Here is a 22,866-nt window from a genome sequence, read left to right on the forward strand (position 1 = left end):
TGCTAACTCCATAAACTTTTTTAGGGCATTACGTTTAACTCTAAATAAATGATTGAACAGTGATGCCTCATTTTTAGTCAATTCAGAAGATGAGTATCTTAAATATTGTGCATGTGCTCAATATTTAGTAAATCATGGTAAATATGTATGTACTATTTGATAACAAAACTAACCACTACCAGTCGTTGGTGTCGCACTTAGTATCTTAAATTGAGAGTGTAATTGAAAATAAAACTAGCAAGAAGCCATGGATAAAACAGAGTAAATAACTTGAGCAGTTTTATCCATTTCAACTTTAGTCAAAGTAGGATGAACTAAGAACATCAAGCTGGTTTTACCAAGCAAAACTGCATTTGGAAGGCGTACTTCAGGGCGCCAAGAAGTTCCATTAAATGCTTTTTCAAGGTACACCTCTGAGCAACTACCTTCAAAGCATGGAACATCAAATTTAACAATCTCATCTATTATTCGGTCACGACTCCAACCTGTGGCCAAATAATCAGGTTCAACAAATACATAATGTTTATACTCAGCATGCACAATATAATCAGGTACCTTAACTAAACGAATACAACGAAATTCACTAGCTATTTGGTCTATTATATTTCCATTGGCTTGGCGTTTTGCTGTCCACTCCGCCATACATTTAAGCTGAATGCGCCCCAATACAGCCTGATATTCCATCATACGACAATTAGATCCAAAACTTTCATGCAACCACCTAAATCCCGGCGGGTGATCATTATGATAAATAGCATCGTAACTCTTACCATGATCTTTGTAAGACCACATAAACGACCAAAGACTTTTATCATTGGTGGTAACCATGCCACCCTCCCCCCCCGTTGTAATAATCTTGTCTTGACAAAAGCTCCATGCTCCAATATGTCCAATAGAACCAACAGAGCGTCCCTTATATTTTGCGCCGTGAGCCTGTGCACAATCTTCTATCACAAAAAAATCACACTCTGCACTCAGTGCCATTATGTCATCCATTTCAGCGCTCATTCCTGCCAAATGCACTACAATAACTGCTTTTGTATTTGGAGTAAGGACTGATTTAATACTTTCGGCCGTAATAACTTGACTATTCAGATCTACGTCGGCGAAAACAGGATTAGCACCTGCAGTAACAATACTGGAAGCAGATGCCAAAAAGGTACGAGGCGTTGTTATAACATCGTCTCCATGGCTAATACTTAAAGCTTTTAGAGCAACATCCAAAGCCATGGTGCCGTTGGTAAGAGCAACAGCGTAGTCAGTTCCAACCCAATCAGCAAATTCCTTTTCAAATTCACGACACTCATTGCCGGTCCAATAATTAACTTTGTTTGATAAAACAACGCGACTAACAGCATCAGCCTCCTCTTGCGAAAAAGAAGGCCAAGGAGAAAAAGGAGTGTTTAACATGTCAGCGCACCTATCAATCATATTGATCAAAAATAATTATCACCAACTACAACCGCAGGTGAACCATATGCTACCACATTTGCAGATAAATTTTTTGATACTGTACTACCCGCCCCAACAAAAGTATCTTGACCAATGAAAATCAATTGCTTAACTTGACTGCCTATACCTAAAACACTCCGATGACCAATATGTACACCGCCAGCCAAAACCGATTTCGGACATATATGAACAAAGCTACCAATCACACAATCATGCTCAACCACACAGGAAGAATTAATAATACAACCTTGACCAATACGCGCAAACGCATTAACTACTGAATTAGCAAAAACTACAGTACCTCCTCCTAATAATTCAGCATAAGAACTCACTATAGCGCTAGGATGGAGCAAAATAGGCAAATTAAAACCATATCTCTTGAGTATAGTTAATTTTTCTTCGCGGATATTGTTATTTCCAATCGCGACTATTGCTTTGTTGTTATTGACACCACGTTCAAGTAAATCCTCAAAAGTTCCAAGGATTGACCAGTGCTCAACATTTTGCTTTGCCGGATAAGCGTCATCGTAAAAATGAACGATATAACCTAGTTGCTCAGCCAAATCAGCAACAACTTTTCCATGACCACTTGCACCTAAAATAGCCAACTGTTGATTAGCACCCTCAATCATGGTCGGAACCCTTAAATAATTCAGCAGTAACATGACCGTCCGAACTAATACCCTCACGGAAAAAAACTTTTTTAACGGTTAAAAAAAGTATTTTTATATCTAACCAAAAGCATTGGTTATCAACATACCAAACATCTAACTTAAATTTTTCCTCCCAGCTAATAGCATTTCGTCCATTAACCTGCGCCCAACCAGTAATTCCAGGGCGAACATTATGACGACGAGCCTGCTCAATAGAATATAATGGTAAATATTGAACTAATAAAGGACGCGGACCTACCAAGCTCATGTCACCTTTGATAACATTTATTAGTCCAGGCAGCTCGTCTAGACTAGTAGAGCGCAAAAAAGAGCCAAAAATTGTCATGCGCTCGAAATCAGATTCTAAGCTATTGCAAGCACCATATTTATTAATCAACGTCCTGAATTTCAGCATTTTTATTTTTTTCCCGTTCATACCTGGTCGAATTTGAATAAAAAAAACAGGGGAACCCATTTTGAAAAAAATTAGAAAAATTAGAAAAATTAAAATAGGAAATAAAATAAATAAAAGTAAAAAAGAAACAATAATATCAAAGAATCTTTTCATCATACACCCATTTAAAAAGAAGTAGTTGCTAAAAAAATATTAACCAATTAGTATTTTCGTTCACGAAACACCCAAAATCGACACAAAATGTAAAAGAAAGGAACATGCACCAAGCTTACAACAAAAAACACAAACATCCCACTGCCTCCAAACCAAACTGTAATAGCTCCAATAAACTGCTGCATAAAAAAAGCCAAAATAACAGCCAAGAAAAACAATAACTTCACATCAGCTACTCGAAAAACAAATTTAGAATTAACAGCATAGCTAACAATAAAAGTAAGCCAAAATGAAAAACCTAATGCTAAATATTCATCAAAAAATAGACTAAATGCATAATATGAAGTAGCAGAAACGAGAGTGTTAAAAAAACCTCCAAATAAAAAACGAATAAACTCAAGCAAAAATCAACTTCCCTCTAAATCATATTGTATCGAACGAATTTCTATAATAAGCCTAGATAATATGAAAGATAATATTGCTAATGAACTCCATAAGATCAATGTAAGTAAGACTACGAGAGTCATGTAACCTGGATATAAAGAACCAGAAAACCAATCAAATAATACAAAAAGAAAAGGTACGAATGAACCAAATAAAGAAAATAAAAGACCAAGGTAAACCAAATATGTCAATGCTTTCGGATTAAGAAAAAAACATCTAATACCGAGCCTTAATAGCCTCCAGTTAGAAAATCGGGATCCTCCATCTTTATCTTTATACGTAGCGGAAAAATTCACATAGTCATCAACCCTAAAGAATGTTGAATACAATACCCTCCAAGGAATATATTTAAATGTTTTATTATTTTTCCAGTTAATCTTAACTTTTCGAGCAACAACTGAATCAAACATAACACAATCAGTAAGACCATTTAGTTGAACGGAGAGAACCCTTTGAGAAAAAGAATGAACTACCCTCCTAATTAATCTTTTAACTATCCCATCCGATGCTACTGGATCAACTCTTCTAGCAAGAACTATCTGAGCATCAGTTGTAGTAATCACCCCCCACTGATCAACAAGAAGACTTGCAGGCTGCTCACCATCAGCATCTATAGAACAATAATAAGATGACTCCGGAGACTCTGATAATCCATAAAAAAGAGCATGATCTTTTCCTAAGTTCTGAGATAGCTTTATGACTTTGAGTTCAAAAGAGGTATGTTCTTTTTCATTAACAACAGGAGTAGTTGAACTTATAGACCCATCATCAACAATAACAATAACTAGTCTTATATTATGATAGACAGACTTAAACTCTTTGGCAATTTCTTCAGCGAAAAGAATTGGTCTACTACCTTCATTGTAAGCTGGAATTAAAACACAAACATCAAAAATATTATCCATCGGCCCTTCTCATAATAGATACAAAATTAGAACGATAACTAATAGGTACCTTATTTAAGACATTAATAAATTTACTAGTATCATTAATTTTTAACCATTTAAAAGCATCACTTATCTGAGCATAAACAACAGGTGCATTAAATGACTTAACAAATTCTAATTCTTTTTGATTATCAGCTAAATATTTAAGAGAAGACCATGTAAAATAACTTAAATGCATAGGAGTTGTTAGATAATATTTTTCTTTCAACACTCGAGCTATTAGCCTAGAGTAATCAGGAACACTGATAACAATAATGCCATCAGGTGTGAGATGCCGCGCCAAACAACTTAAAAAACTAGCGGGGTTTTCAATATGCTCTAACACGTCGTTAAGTGTAATTAACTGAAAAAACATGCTGCTCGGTATATCACTTAAATCCTCATAAACATTAACACCTTGCTTTTGTAGTTGATGTCTTAGATCCGGTGATGGCTCAACTGCTGTTTTTGTGACCAAATCACTTAAACTAGACAAAAAAACACCATCACCCGAACCAACATCCAACACATTATTTAAATCATTTAAAGAAATATTGCAAGATTTTTCAATAATAGAACGTAGTTCTTTAAAATATCTTTTCCTCTTTACATTAGCTTCAGTATATGAAGGATTATCCCTACCAAAATCTTGGTAGAATGAAGAATAAGACTGAATAAGTTTACCAACAAACTGAAAACCACAATTCCTGCAACGAACTATATTTTCAATATATTGCCAACCACCATAGAAAAAATCATAAGATTTTTGAGGAACTTTAAAATTTTCATTCTTTTTCTCTGTTAAATTTAAAGACTCGCAACAAGGACAATTTGTAAACCTTGAATTCATATAAATTTGCTCCAGCTTAATAATCGTCTAAAAAAAAAGGAAAAACTGCTCTCAATATTGAAATAATCCAAAATAGACATCCCATGAAAATTATTATATAGGTAGATAATAATGTATACACATTTATATAATTTAAGTATGAAGTAACACTAATCTTTCTAGTATCTTTCATTAACACAACACAAACAATGCCAGCACAATTTGTAGTTTTGATGTCACTAGATAAATTTGATGATATTACTAAATTATCATGATAGCGGATTGGAAGCGCAACATAACGTACCTCATTTAAACTTGGAACGTAAAAAAGCACCTTTTCTTCGAAAAACTCAGTGGTTACGTTAGGTAGATTCATAATAGATGCTTGAAGTGTACAAGAAAGATTTTTTTTACAATTTTCGTAACTGTGGACAATTTCGATTTCTTTAAAGCTAGTTTGTTCGTCAACGAGTCGTAAAAAGGCACCACGTTTACGATCCACTAATATCCAATGAGTATCTTCCACTTTATTCATGTCAAGTACGCCTTTAATACCAAAACTTTTTAAATAAAAGTCAAGATTCTCTTTATTCAAATCTAACGATGCAATTAAAGCTTCCAACGTAAGCAATGAATACCCTTGTCGCCACGATTTATATATTTCCTCGCCAGCAACACCTTTACCGAACATTGAAACATTGGCAATACCATCAAGTGCAAAAGCTGTCGAGTGAATATAACGATGTTTGAATTTTTGTTTTCTAAGAGAGCGTTCAAAATCAGATGTTACTATTATTCTATCTCCAGAAAAAATACCATATTCTTCAAGGCCAGATACCAAAGAAGAGCCATTATGATGACTTGATGAAGTAGAATTCAAAAAGCTTGAAGTATATTTTTTAAAACCGTACTGCTGGCCGATCATAAAAAAAATTGTAAAAATACATATAATAGAAAAAAAATCATTTAAAAAAGATGATTTATATTTATTTGGAGATTGAGAAACAATAAAAATAAGTGAAGCAGCCATTACACCTTCAAAAAAATGATTAGCTCCAGATGAACCTCCGGTCACTCCGTATAAAAATAAGTTTTGTAGAAAGTAAGTTAAAAGAACAAAACCTACAACATAAAAGAATACACGACGTGAAATTAATATTGAAAACAAAAAAATGAGCCAAAGAAAAGGAAGATATCGTGTAGTGCGTGCAAAATAAAAATACAATTCATATAGACTTTCAAAATTGAGTTTTGATATTGCTAAGAAAGGAAATATAATAGATTGAGTCCAGAAAAAATCATGATGTGCCGGATTAATACCATAAACAATTCGATCTATGGAGTCAGCTGATTGAATGCTATAAACACTCCAATAAGATGCTATCTTAGGATAACTAAGAACTATTAATATAAACGCAACAGGAATCAAATTTTTTAAAAGTCTTAATAATGGATATCTGACCCGAATTACGATAACCATCGAAGCAAGCGCTGGCACGAAAAAGAACGCATAGAACATCCCAGGATGTCCTGAAGTGAATAAATACGATATCGCCAAACCTAAAAGAATAGAATAATACCAGTAACACCGCCCCATATAACAAGAAGAAGCTGTATTTTCAGCTAAACGAAGAAATAAATAGACAATAACAGGAACCAATTGAAGAGTTGCTAATACAGACGGAGCATCATGAACAAAAATATACCAGCCCTGAGGAGGTAAAAAAGACAACAACAACGCTGATATAACAGCATACCAGCGGCTAGAATTGTATAATCTAGCGATACCTAAAAAACCAACGCAACATAAATACAAATGAAAGCTATAGAAAATAAAAAAATATGTCTTCGCTGTAATATTTCCAATTAATAAATTCCCAGGGAAAGACCATGCCCCATGAGCTAATGGGGCACTCCACCCCAACTCCCAAAGGAAGTTGACAGGAGAAAAATCTCCATTATATTGGCGTAAGAACCATTCAAATAAAGGAACAAAACTATATTCGATATCTTCGAATCCATCATGACTCGCTCCCAAAAGAAGAAAAGGGATAAAAACAAATACACCAACTAAAGCAGAAATTAGATGGTCATTAAATCTGTTAGATTTAAAAAAATAAAATTCATTTGAAAAAAAATTACTTTTATAGTTCAATTTTTTCATACCATTAATTCCTAAAAAAACTTAAGACAATAAAGTAAAGCATGCACACTACAAAGGATCTTATTTTCTTTCGAGAAAAACCCTTCATAATTAAAACAAAGCCAATCCAATCCAATATATGTTGACATGTAACACTCCTTCTTAAATACAATATATTTACATAAAAAACCAACACAACTTTAATTTATTATATAAAATAAGATCATCAGTAATTAACATTAAAGCCTTACTCAATAAAATTTATTTTTCAAATATATCAATGATTTTCATCCTAAACTTATTTACGGACTATAAAGTTATAAAATCAGATAAATAACAACAACCTGTATAAATACGTTAAAATATATAAAATTATAAACCAAAAAATTAAAATAATTTAAAATATCTACATGCTAATTTTTTATAACACAATTCTTCAGAAATATATTTTTTGGCCTGACTTGCCAATGCTTTTTTCATATTTTCAGACATAGATAGATAGAAATTGACTTTATCATAGAAAACATTTAAATGATCTGGATGTATAACTATTCCAGAACCAGATTCTAATAACATAGGACAATATACATCTCCTATACATATAATAGGTTTCCCAGCATACATATAGTCAATAAATTTATTTGGTGAAACGCCAAAACGAAAAACATTTTTTTTACTAAAAGAGTGTAAAAGTATATCGGCATTTTCCAATACACTATATAATTTTTCTCGACTGACTTTTGGCGCTATAGTTACATTACTTAATGATTTACTTAATGTAATAAGTTCTTTTTTTAAAACGCCATCTCCAATGAAAATAAAATTTAAATTGTTTTTTCCTTCTGACTCTCTAGCAAGTTGAATAAACTGCATTAAGTCATACGCTTTATTGAACGAACCTGCATACACAAGATTTGACATATTTTTAGAAAAATATTTATCTATATACTCTGACTGAATTTTTTCTTGTTGTTCTTCATAAAAGTTTAAACTAACACCATGAGGAATATAAATGACTTTTTTATTTTTTTTAATTTTCTCTTGCACATGAATATGTAACTTTGGCATTGTCCCAACAATTACGTCACTATATTTATATCCTATTTTTTCAATGAAACTTAAAAAAATCACAAGAGGATGGTTTTTTTTCATCCCCCTTAATTCGATAAGAGATTGAGGCCATATATCTCTAATCTCAAATATCACCTTATTATGATATATGACTTTGAAAAAAAGTCCTGAAATAATACTTAAAATAGATAATGAAGAACATATTACAACATCTGGTTTTTTCTTTTTTTTAAAAACGCCATAAACAAGAACGAGTAATTCAAAATGAAACCAAGACAATACCCTTAGTAAAGAACTTGGTTCTTTATACTTAATTGTATTTAACCATACTACATTTACTCCTTCATGGATTTCTTCTTTAAAATATCCAGAAAACATTGGCAATCCGTTATAAAGATGAGACGAATTAGAAATAAATAAAGTAACATTACAACCTTTTTTGTAAAACTCTTTACAAAAATATATTTGTCGTGTGTCAGCACCATACTTACGTAAATTTGCATACTTTGAAATATACCAAATAGTTTTATTATTTTTTATCATTGCATAATTCACTATATACAAAAAGCATTTGATTTATTGATGACTCCCAAGAATATTGATCAACTACATGACGCCTTCCAGCTTCACCCATTAATTGTCTTAAGTTAGAGTCTAAAGCTAATAACAACATCGCTTTAGACGCAGCTATCTGGTCATCTCTTTTCACTATTAAGCCAGTTTTACCATTTAACACCACCTCCTTAAAGCCAGAAACATCTGAGACAATAACAGGTAAACCACATGCATTCGCTTCAACAGCAGCAACACCAAAACTTTCACTATCCAATCGACTCAATGCAACAAAGATATCAAATTTATTTAACATACAAGGTACTAGAGCATTGTCTACATAACCTTTAAACTCTACAAAAGAAGCAATATTTAAATTCATAGCCAATTCTTCTAGATTTTTTTTATCTGGTCCACTTCCTACTATTACAAGCTTAGATTCCAGTTCTGGAGCCAAGGCTCTAAAATCAGAAAATGCACGAATTAATGTATCAATACCATACTTGTTATGCAGCAACTTAACAGTACCAATGGTAATAATAGGAAAGGAATCAATGTTTTTTTTTGAAGGTAAAAAAATATCAATATCGACACCAAATGGTGTTACATAAGTCTGTTTTAGATCTGGACAAAGAGTTTTAATAGCATCTAACATGGCATGACTAGTAGACGCTACCCCCTTTGATCGAGTCAAATTAAACTTAACCAACCAACGATGAAGTAAAGATTTTCTCGGAAAATCATATACATCAGCCCCCCATGCAGACACAAGCGTATCCTTATAACCAATCAAGTTAGCAAGTGTCCCGTAGCCAGTGACGTAATGTGCATGTAATAAATCAGGCTTGATAGTCCGAAGCAATAATTTAGCTTGAAATACAGAAAGTATGTAACCATATGGTGCATCATAAGTTAGTTGATACAGAAAAATACCAGAAGAATATTCGAAATTAAACCTATGACATGTAACAAGATGAACTTCTACACCTTTACTATAAAGACCTTCTGCCCAGCGTTGAATATGAATACTATTTGCATTTCCTAATATGACAACTTTAATTTTTTTCACATATCACTCAATATAATACTAACCTGTTTACATCGTTTTTCCCATGTATGTTCTTTTGCTATATCTAAAATAGAAATGGATAAGTTTTTTATAATTTCTTTGTTTAGAACAATTTTTTTAATGATTTTTATTAGTTCAGATTCTGAATAATTAACAGTCCAGCCAAGTTTATTATTCTGAACAAAATCACCAACCCATGTGTTTGAACTAGCTATAATAGGCTTACCGTAACTCATATATTCAAATAGTTTTATAGGTACAGAAAAATTCCGATATTCTGTTGGAAGCATATATAAACAAGCACAATCTGAAGCCTCATAAAGTGACTTAAGTTGTTCTCCTTTTTTGCTTACTATAGTTAGATTGGTATTAAATTCATTATACCTATTAGCTAAATAGATAGCATCTGACGGTCTTGTACAAATAGTCAAATTAATCGAGTTAACAAAGTACTTACCAACCACCTCAATTAGTAAATCAATGTTATAAAAATCTGTTGTTCCGCCTACATATAAAAACTCAATTTTTGAGTCAAGTTTCTTTACTTTAGTTTTTATTGCTGTTGTGCCAGGATTAAGTTCATGAATCATAACTTCAGGTATAAAAGGTACATATTTTGACATTTTAAGTGAAGGTAAAAAAATCACTTTTACACTAAGTCTATAACATAACAGCTCAACTAGGTAAAAGAATTTTGCTGCTTTTTTTTTGAAAAAATGCAATAGCGATCTTTTTGACGTATTATCGAATCTCCAATAAATATCTCGATAAAAAACGCCAGTACTCACTCCATTTTTTTTTAAAAAATAAAAAAATCTAAAATCCATTAATGGTCGACGAGGAAGGTGGTCTAAATCAGTTAACGCCAATGGCATAGTAGTCGATTCTGAATAACAAAATTCAAATTTCTTTCCTTTTTTAATATCACTTTTTATTTTTTTTATTTTTTTTTCGCGTTCATGAGTATAGCCAGAAACAAGTTCTACATCATATCCTAAGTTAATAAATGTATTGTACATTGCAACAGGTCGAATACCACTACCAGATGGTGAATCAAAGTTAAATGGTAATGAGTAATGATAGATGATAGATCTTTTTTTATTTTCCATTAAATTATACCAAGAAATATATATTATCAGTAGATTTTAAGTGATATCTAATGAAATTAGATATTTTTTTTCTTTCTCTAGGATAATCTTTTGAGAAATTCGCTGTCTCTACTCTTATCTCACTAAGCTCGAGAGATAATTTATATTTTTCAACAATAGAAGGACGTAAAGCTTCATCTATAAAAAGCTGACGATCACCAAAGGATTTAGAAATAAAGAATAGCCCTCTAGTAGATACTAAACCAACATTAGAAAAATTAGTTTTATATTTATAAAAATTTAAATAGTTTTCAATATTAATCAATGTTACTAAATTAGATTTGAATGGTACGCAACTAGCCGAAATTACAGCAATTGGCGTATACACATTAGAAATATACCTGAGTAAAAATAGAATAAGTGTAAGCTTATCTAACGATGTTAAAAAATCTAATGATGCAGAAACCCCAACAATAATAGAACAAAAGAGAACAACATTTGTAGCATTTCTACCATAAATCCTCATTCTTTCTAACCTTTCAAATGATTTCGATGAGATCCCAACCCCTTCAATTTCTGCAACGGCCTCTGCAGCAGCATCTAAAGCATCTTTCTGTGAAATCATTTTCTCATTTGCATCTCCATTACTTTTCTTCACTTTCACCTTAGTTAGAATAAACATAAAAGAAAGCAGACAAAAAATATTAAAAATCGCCAAATATGGTTCAAAATAAAATAAAACAAGAATAGAAACTAATGCTTGAGCAAAAACAAACGCATTTAAAAATAAGGCACGGATAGCACCAAATGTACCATCCATATTTCTATAGAAAGTATCATCACCCTCACTTAAAATGATATTTGGACTAGATTTATACTTTATTATCAATGACTCCCTGAGCCTTAAAACTAATCTCGACAAACCAACTCGACTTATTGACAAGACCTTTGAACTTAATATTAACAGTAAAATCGCAGGGGCAAGTGAAATAACGAGTTGTTCAACACTAGTAAGATCTATCGAAATATATGAAAATATTTTTTTAATATATCCTAAACCACCTTCACCGATATAATGCTTTACACCAAAATAAAAAAGACCAATTGCAAACCCCTGAAGAAATATAGCTCCGATATATATAGAAACAAGCAATAAGAATGTAGACCTATCTTTATTAGAAGCACCTTTAATCAACAAAATGGATAAGTAAATTAGTGAATTAAAAGCGGCGTACTCACCCTTACTAAAATGCATAGTATTTATACATATCGTAATATTTTGTTCTTGAACTGTGAATAGGCATCAGCCAACTCCATTTCCAACTGCTCTTTAGACAACGTATAACCTTCAATTTCAACTCCTGAAAGTAGGCATTTATATAAAAGTTTCATAGAAATATTATTAGCACCAATAACTCGAATTTTATTAAAGTCGAGAATAGGGATATCCTTTGCTATTTCGTGTTCTAGTTTTTTAATTGTCATTGGAATTTTAGATAGTATTTTTTTCTTGATTTTTTTTGGTAATAATAACTTCTCAAAAAAACTTGTGATCAAATCAACTATAATTGTTTTTTTGACAACAATCACTCTTGAATTATTAATGATTTTTTCACGCCACTCATTAAAACTTAAAGGTATTTCATCATCTGAAAATAGTTGAACTCCATTTCTTAGAATTGGCATGTTGTCTGGCAAATCCCCAAAAACAAATATTTTTTTCTCTGTTAAATTAAATATAATTTCATGGTTTTTTTTTAAAAATTCATATCCAGATGCAAAAACACTAGTCTGATATTCATTGAATACATCATTCACCTGCTTAAGCGAAAAATCACTAATAATCTCTTTAAACAGAAATCCATATTCACCTTTAAGTAAATCATCATCAACTATAATATTACGTAGAATTGGTTGACTTCCAATGTAGCTTTTATATAAATAAAACATATCACCTCAATTAAATATTCAAATATTGTTTGACTATCTCAATGATTTTAATAGAAGCCATTTCACTTTTATAAGGCTCTACTCTTCTATCAAGCATACGCATACAATATTTTTGTAAATCTTCACTAGATATACTATCCATTGTGTCTACAGTGTAAATATACCCAAACTCATACAACTCCCTCCATATTGGGTCATCACGCAATACAACAGCTTTAACTCCTGAAAAAGCAGCATCTTTGGGCAAGCCACCCGAGTCAGTTATTACACCACTAGCACCTTTTAACAAAGAAATTACTTCAGAATATTTTAACGGATCAATTAGCTGAACTTTACTATCGTTAAGTAAGGAAAGCTCTTCTTGAGATAGTTTAGAGCGAAGTCGTGGATGTAAAGGCAGAATGACTTCAACATTTTCTGACATTTCAATAAGTGCACCTAAGATCATCTTACGACGTTTATCTTTATCTACATTTTCTGCACGATGAATAGTAACAAGTATGCGATGCTCAAGTTTCACATCACTCTTTAAGCGCTCGCTCATTACTTGAAACGCATCATACATCAAATCACCAACATGATGATTTCCTTCTTTTGAAAGCCCTTCTTTGTCAATATTAAAACAGTCTGCTTTTGTCACACAAAAATGATGTTTGGCAAGATGATCAACAACCTTTCGATTCACTCCTTCCTGAACCCCTACGTGTTCTTTAGTCCTAACCCCCGCTTCTAAATGACCGTATGGAATTTCTAACTTTGCGCAAGCAATAGCACCCGCAAGCGTCGAATTAGTGTCTCCATATAAAAAAACATAATCGGGCTTAAAGGTAGTAAGTTTAGTCCAGATATTTTCTATCATCATGGGGATTTGTTTTTCAGGTCCAAAACCTGCAATATTCCCTGTTGTAATACCTTTAAAATCGAATTCATTAACCAATTCTTCCGACATATTTTTGTCATAATGCTGACCTGTATCATATATCTCTTGGAATAGCAGCCTATCTTTATGGATAGCACTCCACAATGGAAATAATTTAATATACTGAGGTCTAGTACCGACAATATGTAGAATTTTATTCTTCATTTTTTATACTCATGGTTATTAGCTCAAAACGCTCTGCATATACGAAGCCTGAGGCTACTCCAGCTTCAATTGCTAGACTCTCAATTACTCTTGGCTCACTATAACTTCGAAGAGCTTGGCTACCAAAAGCTGATATTGCATTTATTTTATTATCCAGTTGTATTTCACTAATTTCAAAAAAAACATTTCCGACCATCTTTCGGGTATTCCATGGATGAGTATAACCTAGTAATATTGCTAGTTTAAAAGCTCGTTTAGATTCACATGCTAAAACAGTATGATCTTGATGGTAATCATTTTCAGAACTTGTGATTATCAAATCTGGTTTTATTTTTTTTCTGAGTTTAATCAAATCTTCAAGTATTTCTTGCCTACAATAAGAAAATTTTCTTACTGGATAGTCGTAAAATGTAATTTTATTTTTAAGGCCAAGCGCTTCTGCTGATTTTTTCTGCTCATTCACAAGCACATCTTTACAACTACCTTCTGGCAGAGACTCAACTGGATTACAGAACACGGCCAAATGAACGTCGATACCTTTTTCAATTAATATTTGTATCAAGCCACCCGCACCGAATTCGGTATCATCTGGATGAGCAGAAATAAATAATGCTTTTTTAGTATTGCTAATTATCATTAATTTGCTCTTAGTTTTTTTGCTGGATTTCCTGCAATCACTCCACCTTCAAACGACTTAGTAACACAGGCGCCTATCCCTGCAAATACATCTTTGCCCAATTTGGCACCGTTAATAACTGAGCTATTTGGCCCTAACCAAGTATTCTCACCTAATGCCACAGAGCCGGAGAGAACAGTTCCAGCAGTTAACGTTACATAATTCTCTATAATACAATTATGAGCTATGTGAACATGATCATCAACAAGTACATTCTCCCCTATCGTGGTAGGATTAAAAGTCCCAGAAACGACAGTAACATTACTACTAATTTTTGTACCTTTACCGATGAATACACCACCAGTATGTATTAAACGAAAAGCTTTTCCTTCTAATCGACCAAAACCAAACCCTTGAAATCCAATTGAGCAATTTGGTCCAATTTCCACATCCTCAGATATATAAACATTGGAAGAAATTTCTGTAGAAGGGTGAACTTTAGCAGTAGGATGTATATAATTTATATTATCTCCTCTAGACCAAGTCAATCTTTCACCAGTAAGACTTATATTCATCAGATACGCATAAATATCTCTAGGATTATCACAAATACAAATGACTTTATTCTTACATTGATCAAGATTTTCAGGTTCAGACTTAGCCAGTATAATAGATACAAAGTTTGTTTCATCTAATACCCAGTTCTCATTTTCTGTATTAAATACAATTGAAAAATCACAAATATTAGAATACGTTTCAAAAACATAAGGTGCCTCAAGAATGCAGCCTTTCAGAATAGTTAGTTTTTCTAATTCTCTCTTAACATATTTGTCAACAATAATACGAACATTTGACATACTAAAGCCCTATAAAACTTGAAAACTCACTATTTACCTTACCCTCTCGATTTATTACAGATTGTATATAAGGTAAAGGGAAATAGTCTATTAACCAATTATTTTTATTAAAATCATCTAAAATATAAACTTTCTTCTCTGACAACTGCCTTATTAAGCATAATGCTGATAGGCTTAAATTTTGAAAAATGATTTCTCCCTCAAAGTCAAGAAGCTCTTTTTTCAAGTCTCTGTATTCTTTACTATTTTTTTCAAAAAAATCATTAACTAGATCCCATTTCCTTTTAACAAGATGCCTTATAATTGAATTAGGAAAAACTATAGAAAGTGTTACTTGTTTAGCATTTCCAAGTGAAAAATCTGAAACATCAATTTTTTTAATATGCTCAATACTTTGTCTACACCTCAGCCTTACAAACTCAATGCGACTTTCTTTTGAATACTGATAAAATACTTTATCTTCTTTTCTTGGACTAACAATGAAGCTGCTGCGTGTTTTATTCCTAGTAGAATCTGATACGTGGCGATATTTTACTACATCCGCGTCTGGATAAACGATACGTCCTAACTTAGAAATTGTTGCCCATAAGTCATAATCACAACAAAACCCAGTATAATTAGGAGGAAGACAAGCATACAAATAATTTGAACGCCGCCACATAACAGCACAACCATTTATATAATTACCTTCGTGCAGCTTATTCTCAATTTTATCTTTATCAGGAGCCCAAGTAACAATGCTACCATCGATATATTCATAAATAGCTTTACCTATCGCCATTGAAGCAGTTGGCTCTATTTCTAATGCATCAACTAAACATGCTATGGCACCTTCTACATGTAAATCGTCTGAGGGCAAATATATACAATAATCTCCGGTCGCTAATTCATGTCCAAGATTAAAAGTATAAGTTGAAGAAATTATACCTGTACCTAGCTTTTTAATATAAATGAGATTATCATAATCATTTTCTAAATGTGATAAATCAATATCACTACCATCATCAATGATGATATGTTCATAGTTTGGATAATTTTGATTTCGAATAGACTCTATACACTCTCTTAACAGCTCGTACCTGCCATTAGTTTCATTGACGTAAGCAAACGTTATTACCGATACCTTTGGAGAGTTAGTCATTATAATACTCCCAAAAACTTTCTAGTTCTGACTTTAGAATCAAGGCTACACTTTCTTTTGAATGCCTCTTTGCTCTTTTCTTCAAATATTTTTCTAACTTAGAACGTTTTTCTGGAGTTAAATTTATAATTTCCATCAATTTTTTTTTAAAATCATCTTGCACCTCATCCTTAATTGTAGATTCATCATCTAAATCCCAGAAAAAAGGATATTCCTCACCTAATTCGTCAACTCGTGCATCATATCTAGGTAATATGATGGGGACACCTACAGCCATAGCTTCCAATACTTTTAAAGAACCGGCAATATGTCCTGATGCGTCTTGGTTATACCAAATGGCAGATGCTGAGCGGAGCATTTCGGAGACCTGTTCCTGAGGTACTCTTGAAACATTAATTATTTGTTTTGGCAACGCCAATTTTTTTCCTGCGCCTATAGATTCTGCTCGTACTTTAGATGCAATTTTCTTATCATTTAAGGCTTCTATAACTTGATAGGGGTAATTTGAAGGTCGTATCGGTCCAAAGTGACGAATCACCTTCTGATTTAGCTTATTCTTCTTAAAAAAATTGGTTATATTTTCAATTAATGGCTTCGTTTTTTTTACAACCCTTTCACTTGCCTTATTTTCAACAAAGTGTGAATCGTCAATAACTTGTGGAAATAAAATACATTTTTTCGGCGGCGGCATCTCTTCTGGGTAAGTGTTACAAAAATAATCAACCTTCTCTTTATTGTAAGTTTCTAAAGCAAGCTTCCAAGGCATTGTCATACAGACAATCCCGTCTGCTTGCTCAAAACAGTCTTCATAATATGGGCTAGCAAACCATAACTTAGGAGAAGGCGATTTAAGAAAAACATCTCGATTTGCTCTTATATATATAAGGTCATATTCACCTTCTTTAGGAATATGTATAATTCTTTCTTTGTCACCAAATACCTTATCATCTTTACTAACAAGAACCCCATTATAATAAACATCATAGTATTCCAGCATAGCCCGAATAACATTCATCTCATTAATTCTGTCACCAGAAATTGGCTCGAGATAAGCTTCGGCACTTAATAAAAAATAAACTTTTTTTCTATTAATATTCATCACGTCTGACTCTTTCAATAAATTCTACATACTTATTTGGAATGTCATCACTAAAGAAAACCCTTGACTCTTTTTTATATTCTCTACTAATATTTTCATAATCACTTTTCGTAGAAAGTATTTGCACAACAGCCTCTTCAACACGGTCTATGATATCACACATTGGAAATGCTCTTTTAGCTCCGTTAAATGGTGCCAATATAGGCCAATTTCTTATAATTGGAACACAACCATATGCCATCCCCTCTATTATTGATTCATGAGATCCCTCTCTTTCACTAGTAGATAACATATAACCGACTTTACGAAAAAATGAGTCTATATCTTTAATATAACCTAATTCTTGTACAACGCCTTCGGGTAACTGCTTAATTTCATTCTGAATATTAATGTTTTCTTCAGAATCTATCTCTGCCAATGTTTTACCACATAGCAAAAGTTTAAACTCAGGATCGACTTTATATACGCCCTTAAACACATCAAAAGCAAATCGAAATCCTTTCACTGAATCTGCGTACTGCATCATTCCTATCGTTTTGTTTCTTTTTTTTGTAGAAACCTCATTTTCTAATGAAATTCTTTTTTTACTCCGAATATTATCCAACACATCTATTAGAATATCATTTGGAAGCAACCACCCCCAAAGCTCCAAAAACATATCCTTTATTCCCTCAGAAATAAATATAAGACCATCAATCCTACCAAAGTTAATGGTTACAGGGAAAAAAGATAACACTTCATAGGAATGGATCCGGACAATAATCTTTTTATCATCACTAACATTTTCGAGAACCCAATTAGTATTATGGTTTAACCAATCAACAAAAAAAATATCAGAATTTTCATACTCAATATTAAAATCATCAGATGTAAAACATCGATTTCCTTCATTATATTTTTGTTTCTTACGAAAAGTAATAGCCAAGTTCTTGAATGCTTTCTCTCTATGGTATTTTGACTTATTGGTTATTCTATTTTTTTCAAAAATGACTTTGTCAAACTCATTAATATCATATTTAAAAAATTCCATATTATTTTCTTCAAAAAATTGAACCAGAGGGTCAAAAAAATGCCAACTTCTAGTCAAAAAAATTACTTTATTATTCTTAGCAGCATATTTCCTTCGCTCTCTCTTAGTTCTCCTAGCTCGTTTACAAAGTAACTTCCCTAATTTTGATTTTTCAAAGCCATTAATTGCTTTTCTATAATTAGATTTTAAATCTTGATAAGTTTCAAGATTATGAAGCTTATCGTTAAAACCAGTTTTTTCATTATAAATAATAGAAAGTATTTCTATTTTAGCCGCATAACCCAAGTTAATATAAAAAGGAGTCATGCGAACTATAAATAATATTTTTTTAACAATAAAAGACTTGGCATTATTTTTAAATTCCTTCATTTTATAAATTCTAAGTATCCATGCATTGGTAAACTAAATACTTCTTTTGATAATTTCTCTGCAACAGGAAAATCTCCTTTTCTGTAACCTAAATATTCAAAAACTGTTTGCTCATGCATACACGTTGAATAATAAACTACAGTTGGAATGCCTTTATTTTTGTAGGCTTGCATTACAGAATTACGATCATTTGAAACTAAAGTATATTGCGCCCAGGAGCTTGTGTATCCATTTGGAATAGTTGGTGTTTTATACTGTGAGCTAAGTTCTACAGTATACTTTTTTGCAGCTTTATTTCTATTAATCAATTCTATTGGAAATTCAAGCAGCTTTTCCAGTAACACGGCAGCTTGAATAGTATCCAAACGAGAATTCATACCAATTCTAATATTATCGTATTTATCAGCGCCCTTACCATGCACACGATAAGAACGTAGTAAATCTGCATATTCATCATTATTAGTAAATATTGCACCGCCATCACCATAACAACCAAGAGGCTTTGCAGGGAAGAAACTTGTTGTAGCTATATCGCCAAAACCACATGCGCGCTTTCCATTTATTTCACCACCAAACCCCTGTGCGGCATCTTCAACTAATTTTAAATTGTATTTATCAGCTATTTTTTGGATTTCAGGGTAATTAGCAGGCAATCCAAATAAATCAACAGCAATGATTGCTTTCGGTGTTAGTTTACCTTCTGCAATAGTCGCTTGAATGCGTCTTTCTAAGTCTATTGGGCAGATGTTAAACGTTACTTCATCTGAGTCTACAAACACAGGAGTCGCATTTTCATAAGCAATTACTTCTGCAGTCGCAAAAAAAGTAAATGTAGGACAAAAAACAGCATCACCTTCTTTTATGTCTAGAACCATCATGGCAAGTGTTAAAGCATCGGTACCATTTGCACAGGTAATCACATGTTTAACACCTACATAATCTGCGAGTTTTCCCTCTAACTCTTGTACTTCTGACCCCATAATGTAGTGACCATGATCTAAAACATCCTGAATACGTTTATCTATTTTCGCTTTTAAGTGCTTGTATTGTGCGGCTAGATCAATAAATTGCATCATGATTTTTTACTCAAGAACTTTCCATTTAAAACATAACTATCACCAGTATGAGAGCAAATTACTTCAGCATTACCTTCTAAGGGTAAATTCAGCTGCTCACCATACTCACTCATCCAGCCAATTTTTCTCGCAGGCACACCTACCATTAGCGCGTATGACGGGACATCTTTATTAATAACCGCCCCTGCACCAATAAAAGCAAACTCACCAACCGTGATACCACACACTACAGTGCAATTTGCACCAAAAGTAACGCCTTTCTTTACGAGTGTTTCTAAGTATTGATCTTTTCGTTCAATAAGCGAACGTGGATTATATACGTTAGTAAATACCATACTCGGCCCACAAAATACGCCCTCTTCCAAATGGACATTGTCGTAGACTGAGACATTGTTTTGGATTTTACAGTTATCGCCTATTGTAACTTTGTTACCAACAAATACGTTCTGCCCTAAAGAGACATCAGTTCCGATTTTCGCACCACCACAAATATGGACAAAGTGCCAAACACGTGAACCATCACCTATTTGAGCACCATCATCCACAATGGCACTTTCATGCTGATAAAAAGCCATACTATTTCTTAACCTTTGATAACAACGGGTGAGGATTGATTGGGTTTTCGATTATTGCAGATTTCCGCATCACATCTACCGTCTCTATCGCCGCGCGGTTGTCTTCTACGCCATAACCTTGGCCTGCTAAAATACGCTGATAACTTTGCGTATGCAGATCAGTGAAACCGCCTGAAAACTCAAGCTCTTCACCTTCAATATCGATACTACGATAAGTGGACTTTTCACCATGAACGGCATTATCAGGCAAATGATTCGCATCAATCGATAGAAACCAACGAACATTAGCGCGTTCATACTGCAAAAAGCCAGACGACGTTTTTTCATCACGGTAATGCACTTCATTATGCTTAATATCACCAAAAATAAAGTGCAGCATATCGTAAAAATGCACACCAATATTCGTGGCAACCCCACCCGACTTTTCATCAAACCCTTTCCATGACTTCAAGTACCATTTACCACGTGAGGTTAAGTAAGTTAAATCTACCTCAAACACTTTATCCGCTGATGCCGCTTGCACTTTTTCACGCAATGCAATAATCGATGGGTGCAAGCGCAACTGAAGAATAGAGTTCACTTTTGCGCCATATTCTTCTTGATAGCGATTTAACGTATCCAGGTCCGCAGTATTCAACACTAACGGCTTTTCACAAATCACATCAATACCATTCTGCAAAGCAAACTTCATATGCGGTAGATGCAAGTAATTAGGTGATGCTACTGCTATGTAATCTAATTTTTCACCACTTAATTTCAGGTCATCAACAAAAGCAGAAAATGCTTCAAATTCAGTAAAAAATTCTGCATCAGGAAAATGGCTATCCATGATACCGACAGAGTCATTAACATCCATAGCAACTATGAGGTCATTACCTGTTTCTTTAATCGCTTTAAGGTGTCGTGGTGCGATATAACCAGCCGCACCAATAAGAGCAAATCGTTTCATTTTCATTCCACCAAACAAATCATTATAAATCACTAAAAGTTACAAATATGAGCTACAAACGTAAGTCAGACTGACCATAAGGCAAAACATATTTCACATCATAAAGAACATGTTTTTCTTTGCCAAAACCACGAATTTTTTCTTCACCCCAGTTCTTATAATCTGAATGATCAACAGCTAGAACAATAGCATCGTAGTAGCCGTTCTTAAGTTCATCTATCAGCTCAATACCATACTCATGCTTAACTTCTTCAGGGTTCGCCCAATGATCATAAACATCAACATTCATATTGAAACTTTGTAACTCTTTAACCATATCGACAATTTTTGTATTACGTACATCTGGACAATCCCCTTTAAAGGTAAAACCCAGTACTAATACTTTTGCTTCATCTACGTGTATTTTTTGCTTAGATACAGCCTTCACGAGCTGAGTTGCCGTGTATTGCCCCATGCCATCGTTAATGCGTCGACCGGCTAAAATCACCTCTGGTTGATAACCGACTTCTTTAGCTTTATGAGTCAAATAATAAGGATCAACGCTAATACAATGGCCGCCAACTAGACCGGGTTTGAAAGGAAGAAAGTTCCATTTAGTTCCAGCGGCATCAAGCACTTCTTGTGTATCTATTTTCAGAATATTAAAGATCTTAGCGAACTCATTAATAATTGCGATATTCAAATCACGCTGCGTATTTTCTATAACCTTCGCCGCTTCTGCAACCTTGATAGAACTTGCAGAGTGAGTTCCGGCAATAATAATTGATTTATATAGGTCATCAACAAATTTGGCAATCTCAGGCGTAGAGCCAGAAGTGATTTTTTTTATTTTTGTTAAAGTATTAATTTTATCCCCTGGATTAATACGCTCTGGGCTGTAGCCAGCAAAAAAATCAACGTTAAACTTTAGACCTGATGCTTTTTCAATAATAGGAATGCAGACTTCTTCAGTTGCCCCTGGGTAAACCGTTGACTCATAGATCACAATATCATTTGGTTTGATAATAGCCGCCAACATAGAGGAAGCTTTACGAAGCGGTGTTAAATCAGGAGCATTACTTTCATCGATAGGTGTCGGAACCGTTACGATATAAATATTACAATCTTTTATATCTTCAATGTTCGACGAAAACTTTAGTAACGATGACTTTTCAAGCTCTTCAGAAGTGACCTCTAAGGTCGAATCTTTACCTAATAAAAGCTCACTCACACGCGACTGATTAATATCAAAGCCAACCACCTGTTGTTTCCGACCAAACTCTACTGCGAGAGGCAACCCCACATAACCCAAACCAATCACTGCAATTTTTTTCATTGTCCACCCA

General features: G+C 33.3%; 22 protein-coding genes. All 22 read right to left on the reverse strand.

Going from position 1 to position 22,866, the window contains the following annotated elements; all coding sequences use genetic code 11:
• Window positions 1-234: 234 nt before the first annotated feature.
• A complete protein-coding gene (locus MP3633_RS15985; protein WP_176336275.1) occupies window positions 235-1,410 on the reverse strand; it encodes a DegT/DnrJ/EryC1/StrS family aminotransferase in 1,176 nt (391 codons plus the stop codon).
• 26 nt (window positions 1,411-1,436) lie between these two features.
• A complete protein-coding gene (locus MP3633_RS15990; protein ID WP_176336276.1) occupies window positions 1,437-2,084 on the reverse strand; it encodes an acetyltransferase in 648 nt (215 codons plus the stop codon).
• The gene (locus MP3633_RS15995; protein ID WP_176336277.1) at window positions 2,077-2,676 is read right to left on the reverse strand and encodes a sugar transferase; all 600 of its coding nucleotides are present in this window, start codon (window positions 2,674-2,676) and stop codon (window positions 2,077-2,079) included. Before MP3633_RS15995 ends, MP3633_RS15990 begins: the two co-directional genes overlap by 8 nt.
• A 44-nt stretch (window positions 2,677-2,720) precedes the next feature.
• The gene (locus MP3633_RS16000; protein WP_176336278.1) at window positions 2,721-3,077 is read right to left on the reverse strand and encodes a GtrA family protein; all 357 of its coding nucleotides are present in this window, start codon (window positions 3,075-3,077) and stop codon (window positions 2,721-2,723) included.
• 3 nt (window positions 3,078-3,080) lie between these two features.
• Window positions 3,081-4,022, reverse strand: coding sequence for a glycosyltransferase (locus MP3633_RS16005; RefSeq protein WP_176336279.1), 942 nt, complete (start codon window positions 4,020-4,022; stop codon window positions 3,081-3,083).
• Window positions 4,015-4,893: a class I SAM-dependent methyltransferase gene (locus tag MP3633_RS16010; protein ID WP_176336280.1), complete on the reverse strand. Its 879-nt coding sequence runs from the start codon at window positions 4,891-4,893 to the stop codon at window positions 4,015-4,017. Before MP3633_RS16010 ends, MP3633_RS16005 begins: the two co-directional genes overlap by 8 nt.
• Before the next feature lie 16 nt (window positions 4,894-4,909).
• The gene (locus MP3633_RS16015; RefSeq protein WP_176336281.1) at window positions 4,910-7,036 is read right to left on the reverse strand and encodes a hypothetical protein; all 2,127 of its coding nucleotides are present in this window, start codon (window positions 7,034-7,036) and stop codon (window positions 4,910-4,912) included.
• Between the two features lie 366 nt (window positions 7,037-7,402).
• On the reverse strand, window positions 7,403-8,629 hold the full coding sequence (locus tag MP3633_RS16020) for a glycosyltransferase family 4 protein (RefSeq protein WP_176336282.1): 1,227 nt from the start codon (window positions 8,627-8,629) through the stop codon (window positions 7,403-7,405).
• Window positions 8,616-9,707 carry a glycosyltransferase gene (locus MP3633_RS16025; protein WP_217909019.1) on the reverse strand — a complete coding sequence of 364 codons (1,092 nt, stop codon included), beginning with the start codon at window positions 9,705-9,707 and terminating at the stop codon, window positions 8,616-8,618. The genes MP3633_RS16020 and MP3633_RS16025 overlap by 14 nt, the downstream gene beginning before the upstream one ends.
• A complete protein-coding gene (locus MP3633_RS16030) occupies window positions 9,704-10,816 on the reverse strand; it encodes a glycosyltransferase (RefSeq protein WP_176336283.1) in 1,113 nt (370 codons plus the stop codon). The genes MP3633_RS16025 and MP3633_RS16030 overlap by 4 nt, the downstream gene beginning before the upstream one ends.
• 4 nt (window positions 10,817-10,820) lie before the next feature.
• Window positions 10,821-12,050, reverse strand: a complete 1,230-nt coding sequence (locus tag MP3633_RS16035) for a hypothetical protein (RefSeq protein ID WP_176336284.1) — start codon at window positions 12,048-12,050, stop codon at window positions 10,821-10,823.
• A gap of 5 nt (window positions 12,051-12,055) precedes the next feature.
• Window positions 12,056-12,745: a hypothetical protein gene (locus tag MP3633_RS16040; RefSeq protein WP_176336285.1), complete on the reverse strand. Its 690-nt coding sequence runs from the start codon at window positions 12,743-12,745 to the stop codon at window positions 12,056-12,058.
• A 10-nt stretch (window positions 12,746-12,755) separates the two neighbouring features.
• Window positions 12,756-13,829 carry a UDP-N-acetyl glucosamine 2-epimerase gene (locus MP3633_RS16045; RefSeq protein WP_176336286.1) on the reverse strand — a complete coding sequence of 358 codons (1,074 nt, stop codon included), beginning with the start codon at window positions 13,827-13,829 and terminating at the stop codon, window positions 12,756-12,758.
• Entirely contained in the window at window positions 13,819-14,466 is a 648-nt protein-coding gene (locus tag MP3633_RS16050) for a PIG-L deacetylase family protein (RefSeq protein ID WP_176336287.1), read from the reverse strand. Before MP3633_RS16050 ends, MP3633_RS16045 begins: the two co-directional genes overlap by 11 nt.
• The gene (locus tag MP3633_RS16055) at window positions 14,466-15,302 is read right to left on the reverse strand and encodes an LbetaH domain-containing protein (RefSeq protein WP_176336288.1); all 837 of its coding nucleotides are present in this window, start codon (window positions 15,300-15,302) and stop codon (window positions 14,466-14,468) included. The genes MP3633_RS16050 and MP3633_RS16055 overlap by 1 nt, the downstream gene beginning before the upstream one ends.
• Window position 15,303: 1 nt before the next feature.
• A complete protein-coding gene (locus MP3633_RS16060; RefSeq protein WP_176336289.1) occupies window positions 15,304-16,443 on the reverse strand; it encodes a glycosyltransferase in 1,140 nt (379 codons plus the stop codon).
• Window positions 16,436-17,542, reverse strand: a complete 1,107-nt coding sequence (locus tag MP3633_RS16065) for a glycosyltransferase (protein ID WP_176336847.1) — start codon at window positions 17,540-17,542, stop codon at window positions 16,436-16,438. The genes MP3633_RS16060 and MP3633_RS16065 overlap by 8 nt, the downstream gene beginning before the upstream one ends.
• Window positions 17,532-18,941 carry a glycosyltransferase gene (locus MP3633_RS16070; RefSeq protein WP_244959701.1) on the reverse strand — a complete coding sequence of 470 codons (1,410 nt, stop codon included), beginning with the start codon at window positions 18,939-18,941 and terminating at the stop codon, window positions 17,532-17,534. The genes MP3633_RS16065 and MP3633_RS16070 overlap by 11 nt, the downstream gene beginning before the upstream one ends.
• Entirely contained in the window at window positions 18,938-20,017 is a 1,080-nt protein-coding gene (locus MP3633_RS16075) for a DegT/DnrJ/EryC1/StrS family aminotransferase (protein WP_244959703.1), read from the reverse strand. The genes MP3633_RS16070 and MP3633_RS16075 overlap by 4 nt, the downstream gene beginning before the upstream one ends.
• Window positions 20,014-20,592, reverse strand: coding sequence for a UDP-2-acetamido-3-amino-2,3-dideoxy-D-glucuronate N-acetyltransferase (gene wbpD, locus MP3633_RS16080; RefSeq protein ID WP_176336290.1), 579 nt, complete (start codon window positions 20,590-20,592; stop codon window positions 20,014-20,016). Before wbpD ends, MP3633_RS16075 begins: the two co-directional genes overlap by 4 nt.
• A 1-nt stretch (window position 20,593) precedes the next feature.
• A complete protein-coding gene (locus MP3633_RS16085) occupies window positions 20,594-21,541 on the reverse strand; it encodes a Gfo/Idh/MocA family protein (RefSeq protein WP_176336291.1) in 948 nt (315 codons plus the stop codon).
• Window positions 21,542-21,593: 52 nt separating this feature from the next.
• Window positions 21,594-22,856: a Vi polysaccharide biosynthesis UDP-N-acetylglucosamine C-6 dehydrogenase TviB gene (gene tviB / locus MP3633_RS16090; protein WP_176336292.1), complete on the reverse strand. Its 1,263-nt coding sequence runs from the start codon at window positions 22,854-22,856 to the stop codon at window positions 21,594-21,596.
• Between the last annotated feature and the right edge of the window lie 10 nt (window positions 22,857-22,866).

Source organism: Marinomonas primoryensis, assembly GCF_013372285.1.
In the GTDB taxonomy this organism is placed as follows: domain Bacteria; phylum Pseudomonadota; class Gammaproteobacteria; order Pseudomonadales; family Marinomonadaceae; genus Marinomonas; species Marinomonas primoryensis.

Bases quoted from the DNA above. Each gene is read 5' to 3' on its own strand.
- MP3633_RS16060 (WP_176336289.1), bottom strand. From the start codon at position 16,443: ATGACTAACTCTCCAAAGGTATCGGTAATAACGTTTGCTTACGTCAAT.
- MP3633_RS16085 (WP_176336291.1), bottom strand. From the start codon at position 21,541: ATGAAACGATTTGCTCTTATTGGTGCGGCTGGTTATATCGCACCACGA.
- tviB (WP_176336292.1), bottom strand. From the start codon at position 22,856: ATGAAAAAAATTGCAGTGATTGGTTTGGGTTATGTGGGGTTGCCTCTC.
- MP3633_RS16035 (WP_176336284.1), bottom strand. From the start codon at position 12,050: ATGCATTTTAGTAAGGGTGAGTACGCCGCTTTTAATTCACTAATTTAC.
- MP3633_RS15985 (WP_176336275.1), bottom strand. From the start codon at position 1,410: ATGTTAAACACTCCTTTTTCTCCTTGGCCTTCTTTTTCGCAAGAGGAG.
- MP3633_RS15990 (WP_176336276.1), bottom strand. From the start codon at position 2,084: ATGATTGAGGGTGCTAATCAACAGTTGGCTATTTTAGGTGCAAGTGGT.
- MP3633_RS16055 (WP_176336288.1), bottom strand. From the start codon at position 15,302: ATGTCAAATGTTCGTATTATTGTTGACAAATATGTTAAGAGAGAATTA.
- MP3633_RS16010 (WP_176336280.1), bottom strand. From the start codon at position 4,893: ATGAATTCAAGGTTTACAAATTGTCCTTGTTGCGAGTCTTTAAATTTA.
- MP3633_RS16075 (WP_244959703.1), bottom strand. From the start codon at position 20,017: ATGATGCAATTTATTGATCTAGCCGCACAATACAAGCACTTAAAAGCG.
- MP3633_RS16050 (WP_176336287.1), bottom strand. From the start codon at position 14,466: ATGATAATTAGCAATACTAAAAAAGCATTATTTATTTCTGCTCATCCA.
- MP3633_RS16045 (WP_176336286.1), bottom strand. From the start codon at position 13,829: ATGAAGAATAAAATTCTACATATTGTCGGTACTAGACCTCAGTATATT.
- wbpD (WP_176336290.1), bottom strand. From the start codon at position 20,592: ATGGCTTTTTATCAGCATGAAAGTGCCATTGTGGATGATGGTGCTCAA.
- MP3633_RS16030 (WP_176336283.1), bottom strand. From the start codon at position 10,816: ATGGAAAATAAAAAAAGATCTATCATCTATCATTACTCATTACCATTT.
- MP3633_RS16005 (WP_176336279.1), bottom strand. From the start codon at position 4,022: ATGGATAATATTTTTGATGTTTGTGTTTTAATTCCAGCTTACAATGAA.
- MP3633_RS16020 (WP_176336282.1), bottom strand. From the start codon at position 8,629: ATGATAAAAAATAATAAAACTATTTGGTATATTTCAAAGTATGCAAAT.
- MP3633_RS16070 (WP_244959701.1), bottom strand. From the start codon at position 18,941: ATGAAGGAATTTAAAAATAATGCCAAGTCTTTTATTGTTAAAAAAATA.
- MP3633_RS16015 (WP_176336281.1), bottom strand. From the start codon at position 7,036: ATGAAAAAATTGAACTATAAAAGTAATTTTTTTTCAAATGAATTTTAT.
- MP3633_RS16065 (WP_176336847.1), bottom strand. From the start codon at position 17,542: ATGAATATTAATAGAAAAAAAGTTTATTTTTTATTAAGTGCCGAAGCT.
- MP3633_RS16040 (WP_176336285.1), bottom strand. From the start codon at position 12,745: ATGTTTTATTTATATAAAAGCTACATTGGAAGTCAACCAATTCTACGT.
- MP3633_RS15995 (WP_176336277.1), bottom strand. From the start codon at position 2,676: ATGATGAAAAGATTCTTTGATATTATTGTTTCTTTTTTACTTTTATTT.